General features: G+C 60.7%; 21 protein-coding genes. 13 read left to right on the top strand and 8 right to left on the bottom strand.

The features are described 5' to 3' along the window. The first annotated feature begins 318 nt into the window (after positions 1-318). Complete coding sequence (locus tag RM533_RS08540) at positions 319-606, top strand: transposase (RefSeq protein ID WP_311340799.1); 288 nt, start codon at positions 319-321, stop codon at positions 604-606. A 138-nt stretch (positions 607-744) separates the two neighbouring features. Here RM533_RS08540 and RM533_RS08535 read toward each other — a convergent pair whose 3' ends face one another. Beyond that, positions 745-1233 (bottom strand): GAF domain-containing protein, encoded by a 489-nt coding sequence (locus RM533_RS08535; protein ID WP_311340798.1) that lies wholly within the window; start codon positions 1231-1233, stop codon positions 745-747. 70 nt (positions 1234-1303) lie between these two features. Between RM533_RS08535 and RM533_RS08530 the strand changes: the two genes are divergently transcribed. Beyond that, the gene (locus RM533_RS08530; protein ID WP_311340797.1) at positions 1304-2659 is read left to right on the top strand and encodes a PQQ-dependent sugar dehydrogenase; all 1356 of its coding nucleotides are present in this window, start codon (positions 1304-1306) and stop codon (positions 2657-2659) included. 24 nt (positions 2660-2683) lie between these two features. Here the strand turns inward: RM533_RS08530 and RM533_RS08525 are convergent, their stop codons facing one another. Beyond that, complete coding sequence (locus tag RM533_RS08525; RefSeq protein ID WP_311340796.1) at positions 2684-3511, bottom strand: DUF815 domain-containing protein; 828 nt, start codon at positions 3509-3511, stop codon at positions 2684-2686. A gap of 55 nt (positions 3512-3566) precedes the next feature. Here RM533_RS08525 and RM533_RS08520 point away from each other — a divergent pair, with 55 nt between their 5' ends. Then, a complete protein-coding gene (locus RM533_RS08520) occupies positions 3567-4580 on the top strand; it encodes an L-threonylcarbamoyladenylate synthase (RefSeq protein ID WP_311340795.1) in 1014 nt (337 codons plus the stop codon). A gap of 50 nt (positions 4581-4630) precedes the next feature. Here RM533_RS08520 and RM533_RS08515 read toward each other — a convergent pair whose 3' ends face one another. The 4 genes from RM533_RS08515 to RM533_RS08500 all read right to left on the bottom strand — a co-directional run bounded on the left by RM533_RS08515 (position 4631) and on the right by RM533_RS08500 (position 8738). After that, a complete protein-coding gene (locus RM533_RS08515) occupies positions 4631-5161 on the bottom strand; it encodes a CarD family transcriptional regulator (protein WP_311340794.1) in 531 nt (176 codons plus the stop codon). 289 nt (positions 5162-5450) lie between these two features. Continuing rightward, positions 5451-5789: a ferredoxin FdxA gene (gene fdxA, locus RM533_RS08510; RefSeq protein WP_311340793.1), complete on the bottom strand. Its 339-nt coding sequence runs from the start codon at positions 5787-5789 to the stop codon at positions 5451-5453. Positions 5790-5865: 76 nt separating this feature from the next. Next, positions 5866-6186 (bottom strand): RNA-binding S4 domain-containing protein, encoded by a 321-nt coding sequence (locus RM533_RS08505; protein ID WP_311340792.1) that lies wholly within the window; start codon positions 6184-6186, stop codon positions 5866-5868. Continuing rightward, positions 6183-8738: a helicase-related protein gene (locus RM533_RS08500; protein ID WP_311340791.1), complete on the bottom strand. Its 2556-nt coding sequence runs from the start codon at positions 8736-8738 to the stop codon at positions 6183-6185. Before RM533_RS08500 ends, RM533_RS08505 begins: the two co-directional genes overlap by 4 nt. Positions 8739-8872: 134 nt before the next feature. Between RM533_RS08500 and hemB the strand changes: the two genes are divergently transcribed. The 4 genes from hemB to wecB all read left to right on the top strand — a co-directional run bounded on the left by hemB (position 8873) and on the right by wecB (position 12363). Beyond that, on the top strand, positions 8873-9868 hold the full coding sequence (gene hemB / locus RM533_RS08495; RefSeq protein ID WP_311340790.1) for a porphobilinogen synthase: 996 nt from the start codon (positions 8873-8875) through the stop codon (positions 9866-9868). Next, positions 9858-10472, top strand: coding sequence for a GNAT family N-acetyltransferase (locus RM533_RS08490; RefSeq protein WP_311340789.1), 615 nt, complete (start codon positions 9858-9860; stop codon positions 10470-10472). Before hemB ends, RM533_RS08490 begins: the two co-directional genes overlap by 11 nt. Positions 10473-10497: 25 nt before the next feature. Continuing rightward, positions 10498-11100: a gamma carbonic anhydrase family protein gene (locus RM533_RS08485; RefSeq protein WP_311340788.1), complete on the top strand. Its 603-nt coding sequence runs from the start codon at positions 10498-10500 to the stop codon at positions 11098-11100. 171 nt (positions 11101-11271) lie between these two features. Next, the gene (gene wecB, locus RM533_RS08480; RefSeq protein WP_311340787.1) at positions 11272-12363 is read left to right on the top strand and encodes a non-hydrolyzing UDP-N-acetylglucosamine 2-epimerase; all 1092 of its coding nucleotides are present in this window, start codon (positions 11272-11274) and stop codon (positions 12361-12363) included. Between the two features lie 47 nt (positions 12364-12410). Here the strand turns inward: wecB and RM533_RS08475 are convergent, their stop codons facing one another. Both RM533_RS08475 and RM533_RS08470 read right to left on the bottom strand, forming a co-directional pair. Next, a complete protein-coding gene (locus RM533_RS08475) occupies positions 12411-14006 on the bottom strand; it encodes a cisplatin damage response ATP-dependent DNA ligase (protein ID WP_311340814.1) in 1596 nt (531 codons plus the stop codon). Beyond that, positions 14006-15019, bottom strand: coding sequence for a ligase-associated DNA damage response exonuclease (locus tag RM533_RS08470; RefSeq protein WP_311340786.1), 1014 nt, complete (start codon positions 15017-15019; stop codon positions 14006-14008). Before RM533_RS08470 ends, RM533_RS08475 begins: the two co-directional genes overlap by 1 nt. 229 nt (positions 15020-15248) lie before the next feature. Between RM533_RS08470 and RM533_RS08465 the strand changes: the two genes are divergently transcribed. The 6 genes from RM533_RS08465 to RM533_RS08440 all read left to right on the top strand — a co-directional run bounded on the left by RM533_RS08465 (position 15249) and on the right by RM533_RS08440 (position 18732). Next, positions 15249-15770, top strand: a complete 522-nt coding sequence (locus tag RM533_RS08465; protein WP_311340785.1) for an EF-hand domain-containing protein — start codon at positions 15249-15251, stop codon at positions 15768-15770. Positions 15771-15909: 139 nt separating this feature from the next. Beyond that, positions 15910-16656: a DNA polymerase III subunit epsilon gene (gene dnaQ / locus RM533_RS08460; protein ID WP_311340784.1), complete on the top strand. Its 747-nt coding sequence runs from the start codon at positions 15910-15912 to the stop codon at positions 16654-16656. A 31-nt stretch (positions 16657-16687) separates the two neighbouring features. Then, positions 16688-17257 carry a ribosome hibernation-promoting factor, HPF/YfiA family gene (gene hpf / locus RM533_RS08455; protein ID WP_311340783.1) on the top strand — a complete coding sequence of 190 codons (570 nt, stop codon included), beginning with the start codon at positions 16688-16690 and terminating at the stop codon, positions 17255-17257. Positions 17258-17409: 152 nt separating this feature from the next. Then, a complete protein-coding gene (locus RM533_RS08450) occupies positions 17410-17871 on the top strand; it encodes a PTS sugar transporter subunit IIA (protein WP_311340782.1) in 462 nt (153 codons plus the stop codon). Next, positions 17861-18394: a PaaI family thioesterase gene (locus RM533_RS08445; protein WP_311340781.1), complete on the top strand. Its 534-nt coding sequence runs from the start codon at positions 17861-17863 to the stop codon at positions 18392-18394. The genes RM533_RS08450 and RM533_RS08445 overlap by 11 nt, the downstream gene beginning before the upstream one ends. Further along, positions 18391-18732 (top strand): DUF1491 family protein, encoded by a 342-nt coding sequence (locus tag RM533_RS08440; RefSeq protein WP_311340780.1) that lies wholly within the window; start codon positions 18391-18393, stop codon positions 18730-18732. Before RM533_RS08445 ends, RM533_RS08440 begins: the two co-directional genes overlap by 4 nt. Positions 18733-18810 lie beyond the last annotated feature (78 nt).

Raw genomic sequence — 18810 nt, 5'->3', positions numbered from 1 at the left:
GTCGTCCAAGGGCTGAACAGTGGGGGTCGCTGAAGCTGTCCGGAACACATTCATGGGCTGAATGAGACGCTCTGGGACCGCTTCCGGCGCGGGGCCGAGGGTTTGCCCGCCAAGCTATTCATCGGCCAGGCTGTTCATCAACAGCTCCTGCATCAAGGTCCACCGCACTGCCGGAGGCGTAAAAGGATAAGCTTTGCCTCATGCCATCAGCATCACCAAAGGCGGGAGGAACATCAGTCTTCATGCAATCTGCGACGAAAGGAGGCCGCCCCACGTCCTGCTCCTGACACCCGGCAAAACGCATGATGCCGGGTCACCATGCTGGCGATCGATGCCGCGCCGCCGTCGAAGTTTCTGACCGCTGACAAGGGTTGTGACAGCAACGCCTTGCGAAGCTGGCTCACCAAGCGAGGGACTGCACCTGTCATCCCTCAACGTCCAACCCGCACAATCCGAACCGGGCAGGACCGACAGATCTACCGCCAGCGCAACGTCGCCGAGCGCATGTTCTGCCGCTTCAAGAACTGGCGCCGGGTCGCCGACCGCTTCGATTGCAACATCAAGACCTTCATGGCAACCATCGTCATCGCAGCCTCCGTCACCTGATGGCTCTTGCGGCTCCGGAGCTTAAATCACCAAGGAGGTATGCTGACTGACATGGTATCCGATGTATTCCACATGATTCTCATGTTTCCCCAGTTCCAGCACTCCGTGTCCACCCACGCTATTGGCTTGCGACTCCCATCATCGGGCCAACCGCGCGGCAAGCAATGACGCGATGCGCTCCAATCCTGCTTGATCATCCTTGTCGAAGCGACCGAGCAGCGGGCTGTCACAATCAAGAACAGCGACGGTGTCGCGGTTGCTTACGATCGGCACCACGAGTTCTGATCGGCTGTTTGCATCACATGCAATATGCCCTTCAAACGCGTGCACGTCTGGCACGAGCACAGAGCGCTGCTGCAATGCAGCCATGCCACATACGCCTCTTCCCATGGGGATGCGAATGCATGCGGCCGATCCTTGAAACGGGCCCAGCACCAACTCCTCACCTGCAAGGCGGTAAAAGCCAGCCCAGTTGAGATCAGGAACGAACCCCCAGATCAATGCGGCCGTATTGGCCATGTTGGCGATCTGATCAGTTTCGCCATCGGTGATGGCGTCAACCGCTTCATACAATTCACGGTAAAGCAACGCCTTGTCGCTGCGGTCAGTCGGTCTCATTTCGAACATCTGCATCCTCTAACAAATCCCTGATCGGCTGGCCATTGCCCTTGAAAGGCCACTGGCCTATTTTGCCGGCATGAACCGACCAACCAGAAAGACGATGATTATCATCGTCGTCGTCATAGCAGTCATCGTGCTGATAGCGGCGTTGCTGCTGCGCCCGATGTTAGCGCAATACAGCGATGCGCAGCTGACCGGCCCCGACCCGGTCATTGCCGAGATAAAAACCAGTATTATCCCCACTGTCAATCTTGCCGAACCGATTGGCTGGAACGACAGCGAAGCGCCGGTTGCGACTGGCCCATTGCGCGTGAACCGCTTTGCGACAGGTCTGGCCCATCCACGCACGATGCTGACGCTCGCCAATGGTGATGTGCTTGTCGCTGAAACGAGCGGCCCTGCCGATAATGATGATGATGGGATATTCGGTTGGATCCGCGGCTGGATCATGGATCGGGTGGGGGCCGGGACCCCTTCTGCCGACCGCATCCGGTTATTGCGCGATGCCGATGGAGATGGGGTAGCGGAACTGTCAACTGTCCTGCTGGATGGTTTGAAGTCGCCGTTTGGCATGGCAATGCGGGATGAGCGGCTTCTGGTGGCGAATACCGATGCGGTTCTGTCCTTTCCCTACACCATGGGCGATCTGCAGATATCTGGGTCGCCTCACAAGCTGCTGGACCTGCCGGGAGCGGGCAATCACTGGGCGCGGAACATCTTGCTGAGCAAGGATGAGAAGCGTCTTTTCATCACGGTCGGCTCTGCCAGCAACATTGGTGAGAACGGTATGGCGGAGGAAAGCGGTAGAGCGGCCATCCATGAATACAATTTTGTGACAGGAGCAAGCCGGCAGTTTGCAGGCGGTCTGCGCAATCCCAATGGTCTTGCGCTGGAGCCGAGCAGCGGGGAACTGTGGACCAGCGTCAACGAGCGCGACATGCTGGGTCCCGACGTGCCGCTCGACTACCTCACCAATGTGCCCATTGGCGCGCAATATGGGTGGCCCTGGGTGTATTGGAAGGAATATGTCGACGAGCGCGTAGAAGCACCGATGCCGCAGTTCCTGACGGAATACACCCGGCGACCAGAATATGCGCTTGGCGCGCACACGGCGCCGCTGGGCCTGTTGTTTGCTGAGGGTGGTAATCTAGGTCCGCAGTTTTCCCGTGGAGCTTTTATTGCGCGACATGGCTCATGGAATCGCAAACCACCGTCAGGTTATGATGTCGTCTTTGTGCCTTTTGACGAGAGAGGAAATCCGGTCGGGGAAACGCCAGTGACGGTCCTCGGCGGCTTTCTGACAAAAGATCGGGACAAGGCGCGGGGGCGGCCGACATGGCTGGCCTGGGACAAGAACGGCGCCTTGCTGGTCAGCGACGACACTGCCGGAATCATCTGGCGGGTAAGCACTGGTCCTGAGCTCTCACGCTGAACGGTGGTGAGCAGGGATGCCGCTTTAATTGAGGCGTATCCCGGCGCGGCCCGCAATTTCAGTAATGAAATGACGCGCCACTCTGCCTGACCGCGCACCACGCCGCTGCGCCCATTCAAGCGCGTCCGCTTGACTCCAGAGCAAGTCATAATGGCTGGCGTAAGCCGCAACAATGGCAAGATAGGTGGCCTGATCGCAATTGTGAAAGCCGAGTGACAATCCAAACCGGTCAGCAAGCGCCAGAGCATCACTCACCATGTCAGCAGCGTTGATTGGATCATTCTGATCAGCACTGACGCGGTTAACGATCGCGCGCCGATTGGTGGTCACGGCGAGCCGCACATTGTCCGGACGAGCCGCGATCCCGCCGTCAAGCAGCGATCTTAGTGCCCGCATCTGCTGATCCTTGCCGGCATCGAAGCCGAGATCATCAATGAACAGGATGAAGCGACGTTCAGTACGCCCAAGATGCTCAAGCAAGGTGTCAAGAGTTTGGAGCGCATCGCCAGCAAGCTGCACAAGCGCGACGTCATGCGACTGCGCCGCCAAGGCAGTGGCCGTTCGGACAAGCGCGGATTTGCCCATGCCGCGGGCGCCCCATAGCAACATGTCATGCGCGGCATCACCGCGTGCATGGCGGGCAACATTCTCGACCATGGTGTCACGCTGCCTGTCGATGCCACGCAAGAGATGCGCCGGCAATGCCTGCAGTTCGGCTACGGCCTTGAACTGGTCTCCCTTCCACAGAAATGCAGGACCAGCGTACAGGTCGGGCGCGGTCGCCTGTTCAGGAGCAAGCCGGTCTAATGCATCGGCTATCCGCTGCAGTGGGTCTGATCTTGCCTCGTTCATCGCCTGCTCTTTTCGTCTGTATTACCCGGCATCAGCCGTTTAGGGTCATAGGGTGATGATCGATGACGGAAAAGCACACAAGGTGAGGCCGCCAATTGCGTTTGCGGATGCTGATGGGCTGTTACAGGCAGCAGAAGTGCTTCGCGCCGGTGGTATTGTCGCAATGCCGACAGAAACCGTTTACGGACTTTGCGCAAGGGCAGATGATCCTGCTGCAGTTGCACGGATTTTCGCCGCCAAGGGCAGACCGTCGACCAATCCTCTGATCGTCCATGTCGCAAACAGAACGGCGGCAGCTGCCCTCGCGCACTTTGACATGCGGGCCGACGCACTTGCCGAACGTTTCTGGCCCGGCCCGCTGACGCTGGTCCTGTCAAGAAAAGCGGATTCGCATCTTGCCGAAGCGGTATCGGCCGGACTTGCCACAGTGGCACTGCGGTGTCCGTCTCATCCGGTCATGCAGGCGTTGCTGGACAGCGTCGATTTTCCACTTGCCGCACCTTCTGCAAACCGCAGCGGCGCTGTCAGTCCCACTGCAGCCCAGCATGTCCTTGCGTCCCTTGGTTCCACGGTCGACATGATCGTGGATGGCGGACACACCGCAGACGGCCTGGAATCGACAATTGTGATCCTGCGCGACACAGGCTGGCAATTGCTGCGACCAGGCCCCGTCCTGGCAGAGGACATCACAGCTTTGGCGGGGCCGCAGATTGAAGCACCTTTCCACATGGTGGAGGCGCCCGGACAGCATGCAAGCCACTACGCACCAGGAAAGCCGGTTCGCCTCAACGCCCGCAAGCCAGCCTCGCACGAATTCTTCATTGGGTTTGGTTCCACCGATGGCGACGTGAACCTGTCCGCAGCTGCGGATCTGCGGGAAGCGGCGGCCAATCTTTATGCCTGCCTGCATCTTGCAGCGGCATCGCCATGTCCCGCAGTTGCCGTCGCTATGGTTCCATCACACGGGTTTGGCATCGCCATCAACGATCGGCTAAGCCGCGCCGCGATGCCGCCCGAAAGCCAATGCCCAGACCACGCGGAAAGCATGGAAAACCATTATAAACCCTGATCCCGTTGCAGAAACCGGCAGACGCTGGTCGTCCGGGAACCAGGCGTGTATCAGGCCGGCTGCTGATCGTAATAACGCGGCGCGTATTCGTTCAATATGCTCAGGATCTTGGCAAGTGCTGCTGGCTCGTCCGTCTGTTCCATTGCGGCAAGTTCGCGTGCAAGACGGCTGGAAGCCGCTTCGAAGATTTGCCGTTCGGAATAGCTCTGCTCGGGTTGGTCATCTGCCCTGAACAGGTCGCGTGTGACTTCTGCGATGGACACCAGATCTCCCGAATTGATCTTAGCCTCGTATTCCTGCGCCCTGCGGGACCACATCGTGCGCTTGACCTTGGGTTTGCCCTTGAGCACGTCCATGGCTTCGCCCAGCGTCTTGTCCGAGGACAACTTACGCATTCCGATGGATTCCACCTTGTTGACCGGCACGCGCAGTGTCATGCGCTCCTTTTCGAACCGAAGCACGTAAAGCTCAAGCTGCATCCCGGCAATTTCCTGGTTCTGCAGCTCGATAACGCGGCCAACTCCATGTTTGGGATAGACTACGTAATCTCCGACATCAAAGGCGTTTGCCTTGGCAGTCATGCATGATCCTTTCTGGGCCGCGGCCATTCCGCAATAGTGCATGCAACAAACCACCTGCACGAAGTGCGAGGGCTGAATGTCGCTGCACCGGCGATCGAATGGATCCCTGTCCGATCTGCACCAGACAAGCGGCCGAACATCTGGCAAGCCCGTTCACAAGAACGAACCGCGTTGCTGTATCGCAACACGGCGCGGTCTTTAACACGTCGCGTCGCAGCAGACCAGCGTAAAACGCAGCCACTGCGGGTAATTACCGAAACACCTTCAGCTTTGACAGCTTGGGAGGGGATCAGTCGCCTTCGCCGGGTTCAGCCGAAAAATACTTGGCGAACTTGCCTTCCTCGCCCTTGTGCTCATCTGCGTCAGCGGGCGGTTCGCGCTTCACCGTGATATTGGGCCATTCGGCAGAATATTGCGTATTCAGTTCCAGCCATTGTTCGAGGCCGTTTTCAGTGTCAGGCAGGATTGCTTCTGCCGGGCACTCCGGTTCGCATACGCCGCAGTCGATACATTCGCTGGGATTGATGACGAGCATGTTCTCGCCCTCATAGAAGCAGTCGACTGGACAGACTTCGACGCAATCCATGAATTTGCACTTTATGCAGGCATCGGTGACGACATAGGTCATTTCAGCACGTCTCCGGGATCAACCCGGCCTCTGATCGGGAAAGGAAACTTCGGGTTATGATCGCGCGCCGGCTTCGTCAAGCGTCGGACGCCGGTTGCGGATCGATTGCAAGCTCACGATAGTGAAGCCGCGCTTCTGCAGGCGGGCCGCGTCGGACCGGCAGTTGCGTGATCTCCAGCACGCGCACTGCACCTGCCAGCGGGCAGACCAGGATATCGCCGACGCCGACTGCCTGCGCGGGACGCAGCACCCGCCGCCCGTTCACCCGAGCATGACCGCGCTGGATCTGCGCTTGCGCCGCACTTCGGGTCTTGGTCAGTCGCAGCATCCACAAGACCTTGTCGATGCGCATCTTGCCATCCGCGTCACCAGGCGTTGGTGCGGCCGGCGCGTTCATGCAAACAGGTCTGCCAATCCGGCAAAAGGATTGCCAGCCGATGCCGGCGCGGCCTTGACGAGGGGATCTGTACGCTTGCGCGGGCGCGGCCGCCAGGTGAACCGTGGCGGAGAAGGCGGACCGAACGCGCCGGGAGCAAGCGTCGCTACAGGCCCGGCATAGAACCCCGCGTCGCGTAGCAATATCGCATAGCTGCGCGTTGTCAGTCCCATGGACAGCGCGATGCTGGGATCAAGCGTGAAGCTTGCCTGCGCTCCGCTTCTGCTGCTCCGCCGGGTTGATTTGCCTGCCTTGGTCCAGCGTTCGCGACGTTCATGAGCGCTGCTGATCAGGCGGTCGGCAAGGTCGACACGCACCTGCTGCTCACCGGCCCGGCGGTAGCCCGTAGCGCGACCATCCTTTGCGGTACGGGTCGGCGAAAATACGGTTGTAACCAATGGAGGGCGTTTGCCGGCCAATTGTGCAAGGCTTGCCCAACGCGCCAGCGGCGCGGGTTTCAGCATGGCGGGAATGAACAGGTCAAGCGCGCCGATCCTGATGCCCAGCTTGCGCAATTTTGCCCGCTGCTCCGGTTCCAGCATTTCGATGCCCGACCCGTCCTTCGGCAGCACTCCTGCAGCCTCGACCAACGCGACAAGCAAGGCACGAAGCTGAGGCCCTGTTTCTTCCTGTGCGGCCGCGGATGCCACGATGAACAGCGGCTTCAACGCCTCTTTTATGGTCGCATCGACCCAATCTGCCAGGCTTTTTTCCAGCCGCTGCCGCAGCGCTGATGCCAGCGAGGCAATCGAAGGATCAAGCCGCAGCTCCGGTTTCAGCAGGCGTGATCCGGCTACCAGGCGAGCCACCGTGTGTCCGTTCCAAAGAATCGTCTCAGCCTGCCAGGCCAAAGCACCCGTTCGGTCCGCACAATCGCGCAACAAGGCTTCTGCCCGGCTGTTCAGTATCGCCGGCAGATGTCTGTCCGCCGCGGCGAGCAACAGGCGGCGAGTTTCGAGACGTGCTTGCGGATCGACTTGAAAGGCGAACCCGTCGAGTCTGCCAATCTCCTCGCCGTCGACCAGCACTTCGCCATTTTCCCCCTGACGCACCGGCAGCAGCCCTGCGTCCGTGCCCATTCTGCGCATCAGCACTGTGGTGCGCCGGTTCACGAACCGTTCGGTCAGCCGGGCGTGCAACGCGTCGGAAAGCCGCGCTTCGACATCGCGGGCGCGGCCTGCCATGGTTTCGGGGTGCAGCACCCAGTCCGGCCGCTGGGCAATATAGGACCAGCTGCGGATCGCTGCAATCCGCCCTTGCAGGGTGTCGATATCACCTGCCACATTGTCGAGTTCGGCAATCTTGCCGGCAACGAAATCATGCCCCAGGCGGCCGGTATCGCGCGACAGGTCCTGCCACAGGCGAGCCACAAAGCGCGCGTGGTTTTCCGAACCAAGCGAGCGGAAATCAGGAAGCGAACAGGCCTCCCAGAAACGGCTTACCAGCGCTTTGCCACGCACGTTCTTCGCGAGCTCGTGATTGGCCGCAAGGATCTTTGCCACCTGCAGATCGACAGCCTCGGGTGCAGCGGCCAGCGCCGGATGATCAGGCGCAGCTTCCAGATCGCAGATCAGAGTGCGAAGGCTGTCGATGCGGGGGCGGGCATCGCGCCAGAACAGATGATCGAGGGGCGCAAACCTGTGCTCCTCGATCGCGTAAATTTCCTCAGGCGTGAATTCTGCGCCTTCTCCTGCCAGGGTTCCGAACGTGCCATCGCGCTGATGCCGCCCCGCCCGTCCGGCGATCTGCGCCATTTCCGCAATCGTCAAGCGCCGTCGCCGGACGCCATCGAACTTCGACAGTCCGGCAAATGCGACATGCGCGACATCCAGATTGAGCCCCATGCCGATGGCATCGGTAGCCACCAGATAATCGACCTCGCCCGACTGGAAGAGTTCGACCTGGGCGTTGCGGGTCTGCGGGCTCAGCGCCCCCATCACCACCGCTGCACCGCCCCGGAAACGGCGCAGCATTTCTGCCACGACATACACCTGCTCTGCCGAAAAGGCGACAATGGCGCTGCGCGGCGGCACCCGCGACAGCTTGATCGCGCCTGCATGCGACAGCGTCGAAAAACGGGGCCGGGTGACGATTTCGGCTTCCGGCACCAGTGCACGCACCATCGGCCCAAGCGCAGAGGAGCCAAGGATCATGGTCTCCTCCCGCCCGCGCACATTGAGCAGGCGGTCGGTGAAAACATGGCCACGTTCGCGATCGGCACCAAGCTGCGCTTCGTCGATCCCCATGAACGCGACATCGGCGTCGCGGTCCATCGCTTCTGCGGTGCACAACCGCCAGCGCGCTCCTGCCGGCTCGATCCGTTCCTCGCCGGTGATGAGGGCGACCTTGTCCGCGCCCTTGATCGCCACGACACGCTCGTACACCTCGCGAGCAAGCAGGCGCAGCGGAAAGCCGATCGCGCCGCTGGAATGGGCGCACAACCGCTCCACCGCCAGATGGGTCTTGCCCGTGTTGGTGGGACCAAGCACCGCCTTGATTGCATTGCCCTGCATTGCGCCATGATGTGGCATCGGCGCAGCCCATGCGCAAGCAAGCGTGTGACATGTCTGAACCACCAGCTTGCTTCTGTCCGCGCGTGCGCCAGACCCCCTTTCATCCCATCGGCAGATCGGGCATCAGACGCAGCATGAGCCAATTTCCTCTGGAACGCCTTCGTCGCACCCGCGCCTCTGCATGGAGCAGGGCCATGCACCGGGAGACGGCAATCTCCCCTGCTGACCTCATCTGGCCGCTGTTTGTGACCGACGGCCATGGGGTGGAGGAGCCGATTGCCTCCCTGCCGGGCGTGTCACGCGCTTCTGTCGACATCATCGCGCAGCAGGCGCAGCGAGCGGTTGATCTGGGCATTTCCTGCGTGGCACTGTTTGCCAATACTCCGCACGCATTGCGCGATGAGACAGGAAGCGAAGCGCTCAACCCCGGCAATCTGATGTGTCGTGCGATCGCCGGGATCAAGGAGCGATGCGGCGACGCTCTGGGCGTGCTTACCGACGTGGCGCTCGATCCTTACACCAGCCATGGACAGGATGGTGTGCTCGACAGGGACGGCTATGTCGTCAATGACGCCACCGTGGACCTGCTGGTTGGCCAGGCTCTGGTTCAGGCAAGGGCTGGAGCCGATATCATTGCTCCTTCCGACATGATGGACGGGAGAGTTGCTGCGATCCGGTCCGCACTGGAGGAGCAGGACCGCCCCAATGTGCAGATCATGGCCTATTCCGCCAAATACGCGAGCGCGTTTTACGGACCGTTCAGAGACGCGGTCGGTTCGGCCGGGCTGCTGAAGGGCAACAAGAAAACCTACCAGATGGATCCTGCCAATGGCGCAGAAGCATTGCGCGAAGCCGCCGCCGATGTATCCGAAGGTGCCGACAGCATCATGGTAAAGCCTGGGGTCGCCTATCTGGACATCGTCTACAGGTTGCAGCAGTCCTTGCACGTGCCGGTTTTCGTCTACCACACCAGCGGCGAATACGCGATGATCGAGGCCGCTGCCGCTGCCGGTGCAGGCGACCGTGACGCGATGATCATGGAAACGATGATTGCCTTCAAGCGTGCGGGCGCAACAGGCGTGCTGACCTATCACGCGCCCGTGGTGGCAGAGCTTCTTCATGCACGATGATATGCAGCACGCAGGATTTCACGCACAGACCGAACGCCTCATCCTGCGCGACTGGCAGGAGGCAGATCTTGCTCCTTTTCTTGAAGCGACCAACACCCCTGTGGTGATGCGCTGGCTGGGCGGGGTGATGGAACAGGCTGGCGCGCAGGCAATGCTGGACCGGGTGCAGTTCTATCAGCGCGAACATGGCTTCACCTTCTGGATCCTGCAGCGCAAGGAGGACGGCGGGCACCTTGCAGGCGAGATCCTGGGATTTTGCGGGCTGAAGCGCGCCAATATGGAACCGGGGCCGATGGGAGACGTGGAAATCGGCTGGCGTTTGCGAGAGGATGCCTGGGGCAGAGGCTATGCAACAGAAGCGGCCCGCGCGACGATGGATCTGGCCTTTGCCCGTTTTGCCGCGCCGCACGTCGTGGCCTTGACCGTTGAAGGCAATGCAGAAAGCCGGCGGCTGATGGACCGGCTTGGTATGGAGCGGCGCCAGGATCTGGATTTCACGGCAGCGCAGGACGGGTTGTGGGCCAAGCACATCATCATTTATGACATCACCGCCGAAGCATGGCGGGCGCAAGGCAGCGCCGCACCGCTGCGCGCGCACCGCTGATCCGGCAGCCGAAAGGACGACCAGCATGGCTTTCAACCGCTCTCACGCCACGGCAGCGCAGCCCGGAGTGACCCTTCTCCCCTTTGCGGGCAAGTGGCCGCGCATCCACGACAGCGCCTTCGTCGCGCCCGGCTGCCGGATTATCGGTGACGTCGAGATTGGACCCGACGCAAGCATCTGGTACAATTGCGTCCTTCGCGCTGACGTCAATGCGATCCGGATCGGTGCCCGCACCAATGTGCAGGATGGCTCGACCATCCATTGCGACAGTCCGGATGCCGGCCACCCCGATGGTTTTCCCACGATTATTGGCGAAGACGTGCTGATCGGCCATATGGCGATGGTGCATGGCTGCATCGTGGAGGATCGTGGCTTTATCGGCCTAGGCGCGATCGTGATGAGCGGAACCGTGATCGCTCGCGAAGGCATGCTGGCGGCTGGCGCTATGCTGACTCCGGGCAAGACCATCGGCCCGCGGGAACTGTGGACCGGACGGCCCGCCAGGCATCTGCGGGATCTTGCCGACAGCGCGCTTGCCGAAATGGCGACCGGCGTTGCCGCCTATGTTGAAAATGGCCGCGCACATAAGCAGGAGATCGCACAGACGCTACGCCGATGGGATGGATGACCCGCAGGCACGCCGCCTTTGTCGTGACGCGATCGTCAGATGCAGCATCTCTGCCTTCTGACACTACGCGCAAAAAGCCGCGGGGCAGCCAGACTGGACTTTTACCTGTGAGATACGGCATAGGTCGGGGCACAGGGAACATGGTGCCTGATAGGGGCAAGCGGGGCAATCTTGCGGATTTTGGCAATTCTGGGCACCAGGCCCGAGATCATCAAGCTTGTGCCGGTCATCCTCGCGCTGCGCAATTGTGCCGGTGTCGAGGTGCGCCTCTGCCATACCGGGCAGCATCAGGCGCTCGGCCTTGATCTGCTGGCGGCGACCGGAATTGAGTGCGATCACATGCTGTCGCGCGAAACCGGCATACTGCTTGCCGATCTGTTTCCGCGCCTGATTGCCGAAACAGGCGCGGTGCTCAATACTGATCATCCCGATCTGGTCATCGTGCAGGGCGATACCGCGACTGCCGCCGCCGGGGCGCTGTCCGCCTTCAACCGCAGCATTCCCATCGCCCATGTCGAAGCTGGTCTGCGCAGCGGCGACCTTGCCCTGCCATGGCCGGAGGAGGGCTACCGCCGCATCATTTCCCCGCTGGCCCGCTGGCATTTCGCGCCGACGGCAGGCGCGGCTGACAATCTGCGGCGGGAAAATATCGATCCTGCTGCCATCCACCAGACCGGCAACACCGTCATCGACGCGCTGCACCTTGCGCGCGAAATGCTGCGCAGCAAACCGGCGCTCGGCAGCGAAGCGGATACGGTGCTGGCGGCGCTCGGCGGCGCACCCTTCGCGCTTGCCACTATTCACCGGCGCGAACAGGACAGCGACGATCTTCGCAACATCGGCGCGGCCTTGTGCGACCTTGCGCAGGACATCGCCATCGTGCTGCCGGCGCATCCGCGGCCGGAAAGCCGGGTGCTGATCGACGTGGTGAAGGATCATCCCGCGATCCATGTGGTCGCCCCGTTCGACTATTTTGCCTTCATCCGCCTGCTCGACGCGGCGCGGCTGGTGTTGACCGACAGCGGCGGTATCCAGGAAGAAGGCACTGCCCTTGGCAAACCCGTCCTCGTGTTGCGTTCGGTGACAGAGCGGGCGGAGGCCGTTACGGCAGGCGCAGCGCAGCTGGTCGGCAACGACATGACAGCCATGCTGCAGGCAGCGCGCCAACATCTGGCAGACAACACCGACCCGATCCCCGCCGACGTATTCGGCGATGGCAAGGCCGCACAACGCATCGCTCGCATCCTCAACGCTTCAGTCTGATCGTCCGGGTCTGCAAGGACTTGCCCGAACGGCGTCCGATCCGGCGATCACCGGACCATCGCCCGCAGCGTCTCGATCCGGTCAGCCTCGTGTGCGGGCTTGTCGGTGCGGATGCGGTGCACGCGCGGGAAACGCATTGCCAGCCCGGACTTGTGCCGCTTGCTGTCGTGAACCGAATCGAACGCAATTTCGAGGACGAGGCTTTTGTCGGTTTCACGGATAGGCCCGAACCGCTTGATCGTATGCGTGCGGATGTGACGGTCCAGCATCTTCAGCTCCTCGTCCGTGAAGCCGGAATATGCCTTGCCGACCGGCAGTATCTCTGCCCCGTCATCAGGATCGCCGTTCCAGCAACCGAAGGTGTAATCCGAATAGAAGCTGGAGCGTTTGCCTGACCCGCGCTGCGCGTACATCAGCACGCAATCGATCAGCAACGGGTCGCGTTTCCACTTGTACCACAAGCCGCTGCGCCGCCCGGTGACGTATGGCGAATCGCGACGCTTTAGCATGACCCCCTCGATTGCATCATCGCGCGCCTTTTCCCTGACCGCAGTCAATGCCGCGAAATCATTGGCCACAATCAGCTGCGACAGATCGAACCGATCGGGGTCAAGCCTTGGCAGCAACGCTTCCAGCTGTGCGCGTCGTCTGGTCCAAGGCAGTTCCCGCAGATCCGCACCATCGAGCAGCAGGACATCGTATAGCCGGACAAAGGCCGGTGCTTCGGCCAGCATTTTCTTCGACACCGTTTTGCGCCCGAGCCGCTGCTGCAGGGCATTGAAGCTTGCCGCACCGCCATCAGCGCCGCCCTGATCGTTGCCACGCACCAGCAGCTCGCCATCCAGCACGGCAGGAAAATCGAGCGTTGCGGCAATTTCCGGAAAGCTTGCGGAAATATCGTCGCCAGAACGTGAATAGACCCGCGTCTCGCCCGCCACATGAACGACCTGGACGCGAATGCCGTCCCATTTCCATTCCGCGGCAAAATCCTTCAGATCGACTTGCAGATCGTCGAGCGGATGCGCCAGCATGAACGGGCGGAACAGCGGCAGCAGGTCAGTGCGCGGCGGTTCCCCTCCTTCAGCCCAGGCGAACAGCGGTCCATAGGGCGGCTTCTGCCCGTGCCAGAATTCCTCCACCGCATCGACTGACACTTCGAAAGCCTGCGCAAAGGCAAGCTTTGCCAGCCGCGCAGATACGCCCACGCGCATTGCGCCGGTTGCCAATTTCAACAAGGCGTAGCGTCCGTTCGCATCCAGCACGTCAAGCAGCTGCGGCAGTTGCGTCATGACATTGGCGCGGGTCATCGCATGCAAAGCCGCCACTGCCTGCGGCAGGTCAGGCTCCGAGCCTGTTGCCTGCACCACCGGGGGGTCGGGCCATAGCAGGCTTGCGGTTTCGGCCGTGTCGCCAACAAACTCGCGGCTCAGCGTGTATAGCACAGGATCAACCCGCTCCGTCATCAGCCGGCGGATCGTGGCGCTTTTCACCGCCGGAAAATCCAGCGCATCAGTCAAGGCAGCAAGCGCCCATCCCCGGTCAGGGTCGGGTGTATCCTGCAGATAACGCGCAATCAGCGCAAGCTTGCCATTGCGGCTGCGAGTATAGGTAAGCTGATCGACAAGGGCCGCGAACGCCTGCATCAATCGTCCTCATCCTCATAGCCGAGCATCGCCAGCGCGCGGGCGCGCCGCTGGTTCAATTGACACCAGCGCAGCAGCGCCGCTTCCCGGCCATGCGTGATCCAGCTTTCCTGCGGGTTGACCTCGGCAATCGTGGTGGTGAGCTCGTGCCAGTCGGCGTGGTCCGAAATGATCAGCGGCAGTTCCACATTGCGCTGGCGGGCACGGCCGCGCACCTGCATCCAGCCAGAAGCCATGGCCGTGATCGGATCGGGCAGGCGGCGGCTCCACCTGTCATTGAGCGCAGCGGGCGGGCAGACGATGATATGCCCGCGCATCTCGTCCCTGGCCGCTACGGTGGCAGGGCGCAGATCGCCCAGCGCAATGCCATGCTCCTCATAAAGCGCGCACGTCTTTTCCATGGCGCCATGAAGGTAGATCGGAGCGTCATGACCGGCGGCGCGCAGCTCCGCTATCACGCGCTGCGCCTTGCCGAGCGCATAGGCGCCAACCGCGACGCAGCGCTGCGGATTGCCGTGCAGGGCAGACAACAATTTGTCGATCTCGCACGCGATCGGCGGATGGATGAATACAGGCAGGCCAAAGGTTGCCTCGGTAATGAAGATATCACATGGCACGACCTCAAAGGCAGCGCAGGTGGGATCGGCACGCCGCTTGTAATCGCCGGTAATCACGACCCGCTCGCCGCGATGCTCCAGCAATATCTGTGCGGAACCCAGCACATGGCCAGCCGGAAAGAATGTCGCCGTAACTCCGCCACCCAGCTCCACTGGCTCCCGCAAGCCAACCGCAACCCCTTCGTTTCCCACCCCATAGCGCAGCCCCATGATGGCCAGCGTTTCGGAGGTTGCAAAGACGCGCTCGTGACCGCCGCGGGCATGATCGGCATGGCCATGCGTAACCAGGGCGATATCGACCGGGCGAGCGGGGTCTATCCAGACACCGCATGGCGGAATGTGTATCCCCCATGGCTCCGGGCGGATCCAGTCGAAAGGCAGTGGTTGCGACCCCATGGTGGATGAAAACGGTAATTGATGTTGGATGTTCCGCCTGTGCCGCGGATTGCGTGGGGGAGTAAATTGCGTATCATGCCGTTCTCCTGCGGCATTTCTGATCAGGTGCAGCGGCGGAACGTCTGACAAGCAAGGCCTGATGAACAAGGCATAACGAACGAGGAACGCCATGCACAAGCAAGCTGCTGACCTACAGGAGCGGGCCTGCTCGCAGCGCGGCAGGGTTTTGATGTGCAGATCTTCCCATCTTGTGGTCGTGGCGGCATTGATCGCGCTTTCTGCCTGCGGCGACAGTCAGATCGGGGCGGACACGGACGACAAGCACACCGCAGCGCCGGCAGTCGCCAGTCCTGTGCCCAAGGCAACGACGCAGCCTGGGGTTGCCCGCGCCTTGTTCAGTTTTGACGGGCTCGATCTTGATGACGATGGCTTTGTTTCGGCAGCAGAGCACGCAACCGGCTGGGCCAAGACGTTCAAGGCCATGGATGCAGACGGAGACGGCACCCTGCTCGTGGCAGAAATGGACGCTGCCCGTTCCGCGATCGGCCGGTTGAGCGCGCTTTCATCGGAACGGCTCATTGCCGGCGCCGATCAGGACAACAACAGCCGGCTCACACTTGCCGAATATGTCGCATCGTCCAACAGCAATTTCGAACGCCGCGATGCAGATGGGGACGGCAAGATCAGCCTCGTGGAATGGCAGGCGGCCGAAGCTGCGGCCGCCGACGTAGCTGCTGTGCCTCGTGAATGATGGTTGCAGGCAATGCTGACCAATTCGACCATGGCTTCGTGCAACGTAAGCCGGGCGTAGCTGAATAGCCGAAAAGATGATCCAAATCGGCCGGATCCCCACTTGCCTTGCACCGGGGCAGCGCGCATGATCAGCACATATGCGCGAAATTGTCTTTGATACCGAAACCACCGGTCTTGATCCTGACACTGGCGACCGGATGGTGGAAATCGGCTGCATCGAATTGCTGCATCAGGTTGCGACCGGCCGGGTCTTTCACACCTATTTCAACCCTGATCGCGCCATGCCGGCCGAAGCAGAGGCAGTGCATGGTCTTTCAGCGACTTTCCTGTCCGACAAGCGGCGTTTCCACGAACATGCAGAAGAATTGCTCGATTTTCTGGGTGATGCCAAGCTGATCGCGCACAATGCACGCTTTGACTTCAAGTTCCTTAATGCAGAACTGATTTCTTGCCAGCGTGAGCCGGTGTGCCTCAGCAGGATGATCGATACAGTCGAGATTGCCAAGAAGAAGCATCCCGGCGCGAAGCTTTCGCTCGATGCATTGTGCACGCGATATGGCATCGATCGCAGTCACCGCACCAGGCACGGGGCGCTGCTTGATGCAGAATTGCTGGCGCAGCTTTACGTCGAGCTGAACGGCGGGCGGCAGATCGGACTTGAGCTTGCTGCCCTTGAAGGATCACCCAACGGTCCGCCATCGGCAACTGGGTCCCTGTTGCCGGCGAATGGCATCAAGCGCATCATGCGCACAGCACGGCCTCACTGCGCAAGTGAAGAGGAACTTGTTCGCCACGCAAGGTTTGTAGCTAACATGATTGATCCGATCTGGACCAGAGACAGTTCGATTGTCGATGGTCGCAAGCGGAGCAGTCTGCCACAATGATGGCAGCGCAGAAAAGTAAAAGGAGTGGTTGATGGATATCCGCGTTTCAGGTCATCAGGTTGAAACAGGTGCCGCGTTGCAGGACCATGCAGCGCAGCGTTTGAGCGATGTCGTCGACAAATATTTTCGCCAGGCCATTTCGTCTCAGGTGACAGTTGGCAAAGGGCCGCAGAACAGCTTCACTGCTGATATCATCACGCATGTGACACAAGGATTGATCCTCAAGGCGCATGGACGGGCGCATGATGCCCACCGGGCTGTCGATGAAGCGGCCGATAAGATCGAAAAGCAACTGCGCCGTTACAAGCGCAGGCTGAAGGGCAGGCATGAACAGGCCGATTTTGCCCAGAAGATGGAGGATGCTGCCTATACCGTGTTCGCCGGTGGCTCTGCCGAAAGCGATGAGGAAATTGTCGCCGACGCTCAGCCGGTGATTGCTGAAACCCGGGTCGATATTCCCGAAGCAAGCGTGTCAGATGCAGTGATGATGTTGGACCTGCGCAACACCACTGCATTGTTTTTCAAAAACTCTGCTACCGGGCGCCACAATATGGTGTATCGGCGCGAGGACGGCGCGATAGGGTGGGTCGAACCGGCATGACCACACTCGGTCGGCTTGTAACGGGCTGAACCGAAGCTTGCGCTGCCGATAGTCGTTGCAAAGCCGGGATTGGCGAATATTTCAATCTTTTCGGGCCTGCGACGTTTCGGCTTGCCGGCTTACCTTTGCTACCGGCACAAGGCACCACTTGTATGACACCGCCCTTCCAGATTGATCCTGCTGCCGTTGCAGCATGTTCAGCCACGACAAAGGCGCAGATCCTGTCAGATCTGGCGAATTGTTTTGCCTCGGCTTACCACGTGGACGCGGCGCAGGTTCTTGCCGGGCTGGTAGAACGTGAGGAGCTGGGCAGTACCGGGTTTGGTCGAGGGATCGCCATTCCGCATGCCCGGCTTGCCGGGACGGATCGGGCCATAGGCGCGATTCTGCGCCTGAAAACGCCGGTTCCGTTCGATGCTGCTGACCAGCTTCCGGTGGAGCTTGTTGTGGGGCTGCTGTCGCCTTGCCATTCCGGAGCCGACCATCTTCATGCCTTGGCAGCAATCTCACGGCTGTTGCGCGATGATGCCATGCGTGAACGTCTGCTCAGCGCACCGGACAATCAGGCGGTTTACGCCTTGCTAATCGGCGGGAACGATCGCGATGCCGCCTGATCCACTCCCTCCTGTCGTGAAAACCGACCGTGCAGGCGCAAGCGTGCATTGGCGTGCGCTTGAGGCGCTGTATGCTTCTGCCCCGATCAATGCGATGTTTGCCTCCAGCCTCGCTATCATCGGCGAGGGTCACGCGCGCATAGATTTCGACGTTGATGAAGGCATGTTCCATGCCGCTGGCGCGGCACATGGCACTGTCTATTTCAAGATGCTGGACGATGCGGCCTTCTACGCAGCCAACACGATGGTTTCGGATCGGTTCTTGCTTACCACCAACTTCAACCTCCATTTTTCCCGTCCTTTGCGCGGCGGGCGGATCATCGCTGAAGGGCGCTGGATCAGTGGGCGCAGACGAGTGCTTGTTGCCGAATCGCGTCTGCTTGACCTTGATGGGGAGGAGGTGGGCCGCGGAAGTGGCAGCTTCATGCGCTCGCAAATCTCGCTATCGGGGCTGCCGGGTTACAGGGTGCAGTTTGGCGAGGATGATGATCACGCCTCACTGCCAGAGAGCAGATCGTCATGAACGATCGGCTGCCAGCGCATGTTGAAGTGAGCGGCCTTATTCGCGCAGTCAATGCAGCAGGTGGATTTGCAACTGTGCTGAAAAGCGGTGAACGCGATTGCGGTACGATCCTGACAGTTGCGCGGCAAAGTAACGACATATCATGTCTTTACGAGCGTTTGCCAACGGTGGATGGCACGCGCCGATGGACATTGGCCAAGCAACAAGACATTGAAAACAAGCAAGATTTCCTTGACTATCTGGCGCGGCGCGGCAGCCAAGATGCGGACTGCTGGATCGTCGAACTGGATATCGCATGTGCAGAACGGTTCATCGGCATTTTACCAGCCCAAACTTGACACATTTGCGCCACATTCCCAAAGAAAGCGCGAACGAAGGCGTAGGCAGTGTGCCATGCATTACCGCATGGCTCAAAG

It is taken from the genome of Croceicoccus esteveae (assembly GCF_031846435.1).
In the GTDB taxonomy this organism is placed as follows: Bacteria; Pseudomonadota; Alphaproteobacteria; order Sphingomonadales; family Sphingomonadaceae; genus Croceicoccus; species Croceicoccus esteveae.
Note: the sequence above shows the minus strand (reverse complement) of the source record. Positions and strands in the feature narration are given on the sequence as shown.

Coding starts and splice junctions, on each gene's coding strand:
- RM533_RS08540 (WP_311340799.1), top strand. CDS start 319: ATGCTGGCGATCGATGCCGCGCCGCCGTCGAAGTTTCTGACCGCTGAC.
- RM533_RS08535 (WP_311340798.1), bottom strand. CDS start 1,233: ATGTTCGAAATGAGACCGACTGACCGCAGCGACAAGGCGTTGCTTTAC.
- RM533_RS08530 (WP_311340797.1), top strand. CDS start 1,304: ATGAACCGACCAACCAGAAAGACGATGATTATCATCGTCGTCGTCATA.
- RM533_RS08525 (WP_311340796.1), bottom strand. CDS start 3,511: ATGAACGAGGCAAGATCAGACCCACTGCAGCGGATAGCCGATGCATTA.
- RM533_RS08520 (WP_311340795.1), top strand. CDS start 3,567: ATGATCGATGACGGAAAAGCACACAAGGTGAGGCCGCCAATTGCGTTT.
- RM533_RS08515 (WP_311340794.1), bottom strand. CDS start 5,161: ATGACTGCCAAGGCAAACGCCTTTGATGTCGGAGATTACGTAGTCTAT.
- fdxA (WP_311340793.1), bottom strand. CDS start 5,789: ATGACCTATGTCGTCACCGATGCCTGCATAAAGTGCAAATTCATGGAT.
- RM533_RS08505 (WP_311340792.1), bottom strand. CDS start 6,186: ATGAACGCGCCGGCCGCACCAACGCCTGGTGACGCGGATGGCAAGATG.
- RM533_RS08500 (WP_311340791.1), bottom strand. CDS start 8,738: ATGCAGGGCAATGCAATCAAGGCGGTGCTTGGTCCCACCAACACGGGC.
- hemB (WP_311340790.1), top strand. CDS start 8,873: ATGAGCCAATTTCCTCTGGAACGCCTTCGTCGCACCCGCGCCTCTGCA.
- RM533_RS08490 (WP_311340789.1), top strand. CDS start 9,858: ATGCACGATGATATGCAGCACGCAGGATTTCACGCACAGACCGAACGC.
- RM533_RS08485 (WP_311340788.1), top strand. CDS start 10,498: ATGGCTTTCAACCGCTCTCACGCCACGGCAGCGCAGCCCGGAGTGACC.
- RM533_RS08475 (WP_311340814.1), bottom strand. CDS start 14,006: ATGCAGGCGTTCGCGGCCCTTGTCGATCAGCTTACCTATACTCGCAGC.
- RM533_RS08470 (WP_311340786.1), bottom strand. CDS start 15,019: ATGGGGTCGCAACCACTGCCTTTCGACTGGATCCGCCCGGAGCCATGG.
- RM533_RS08465 (WP_311340785.1), top strand. CDS start 15,249: ATGTGCAGATCTTCCCATCTTGTGGTCGTGGCGGCATTGATCGCGCTT.
- dnaQ (WP_311340784.1), top strand. CDS start 15,910: ATGCGCGAAATTGTCTTTGATACCGAAACCACCGGTCTTGATCCTGAC.
- hpf (WP_311340783.1), top strand. CDS start 16,688: ATGGATATCCGCGTTTCAGGTCATCAGGTTGAAACAGGTGCCGCGTTG.
- RM533_RS08450 (WP_311340782.1), top strand. CDS start 17,410: ATGACACCGCCCTTCCAGATTGATCCTGCTGCCGTTGCAGCATGTTCA.
- RM533_RS08445 (WP_311340781.1), top strand. CDS start 17,861: ATGCCGCCTGATCCACTCCCTCCTGTCGTGAAAACCGACCGTGCAGGC.
- RM533_RS08440 (WP_311340780.1), top strand. CDS start 18,391: ATGAACGATCGGCTGCCAGCGCATGTTGAAGTGAGCGGCCTTATTCGC.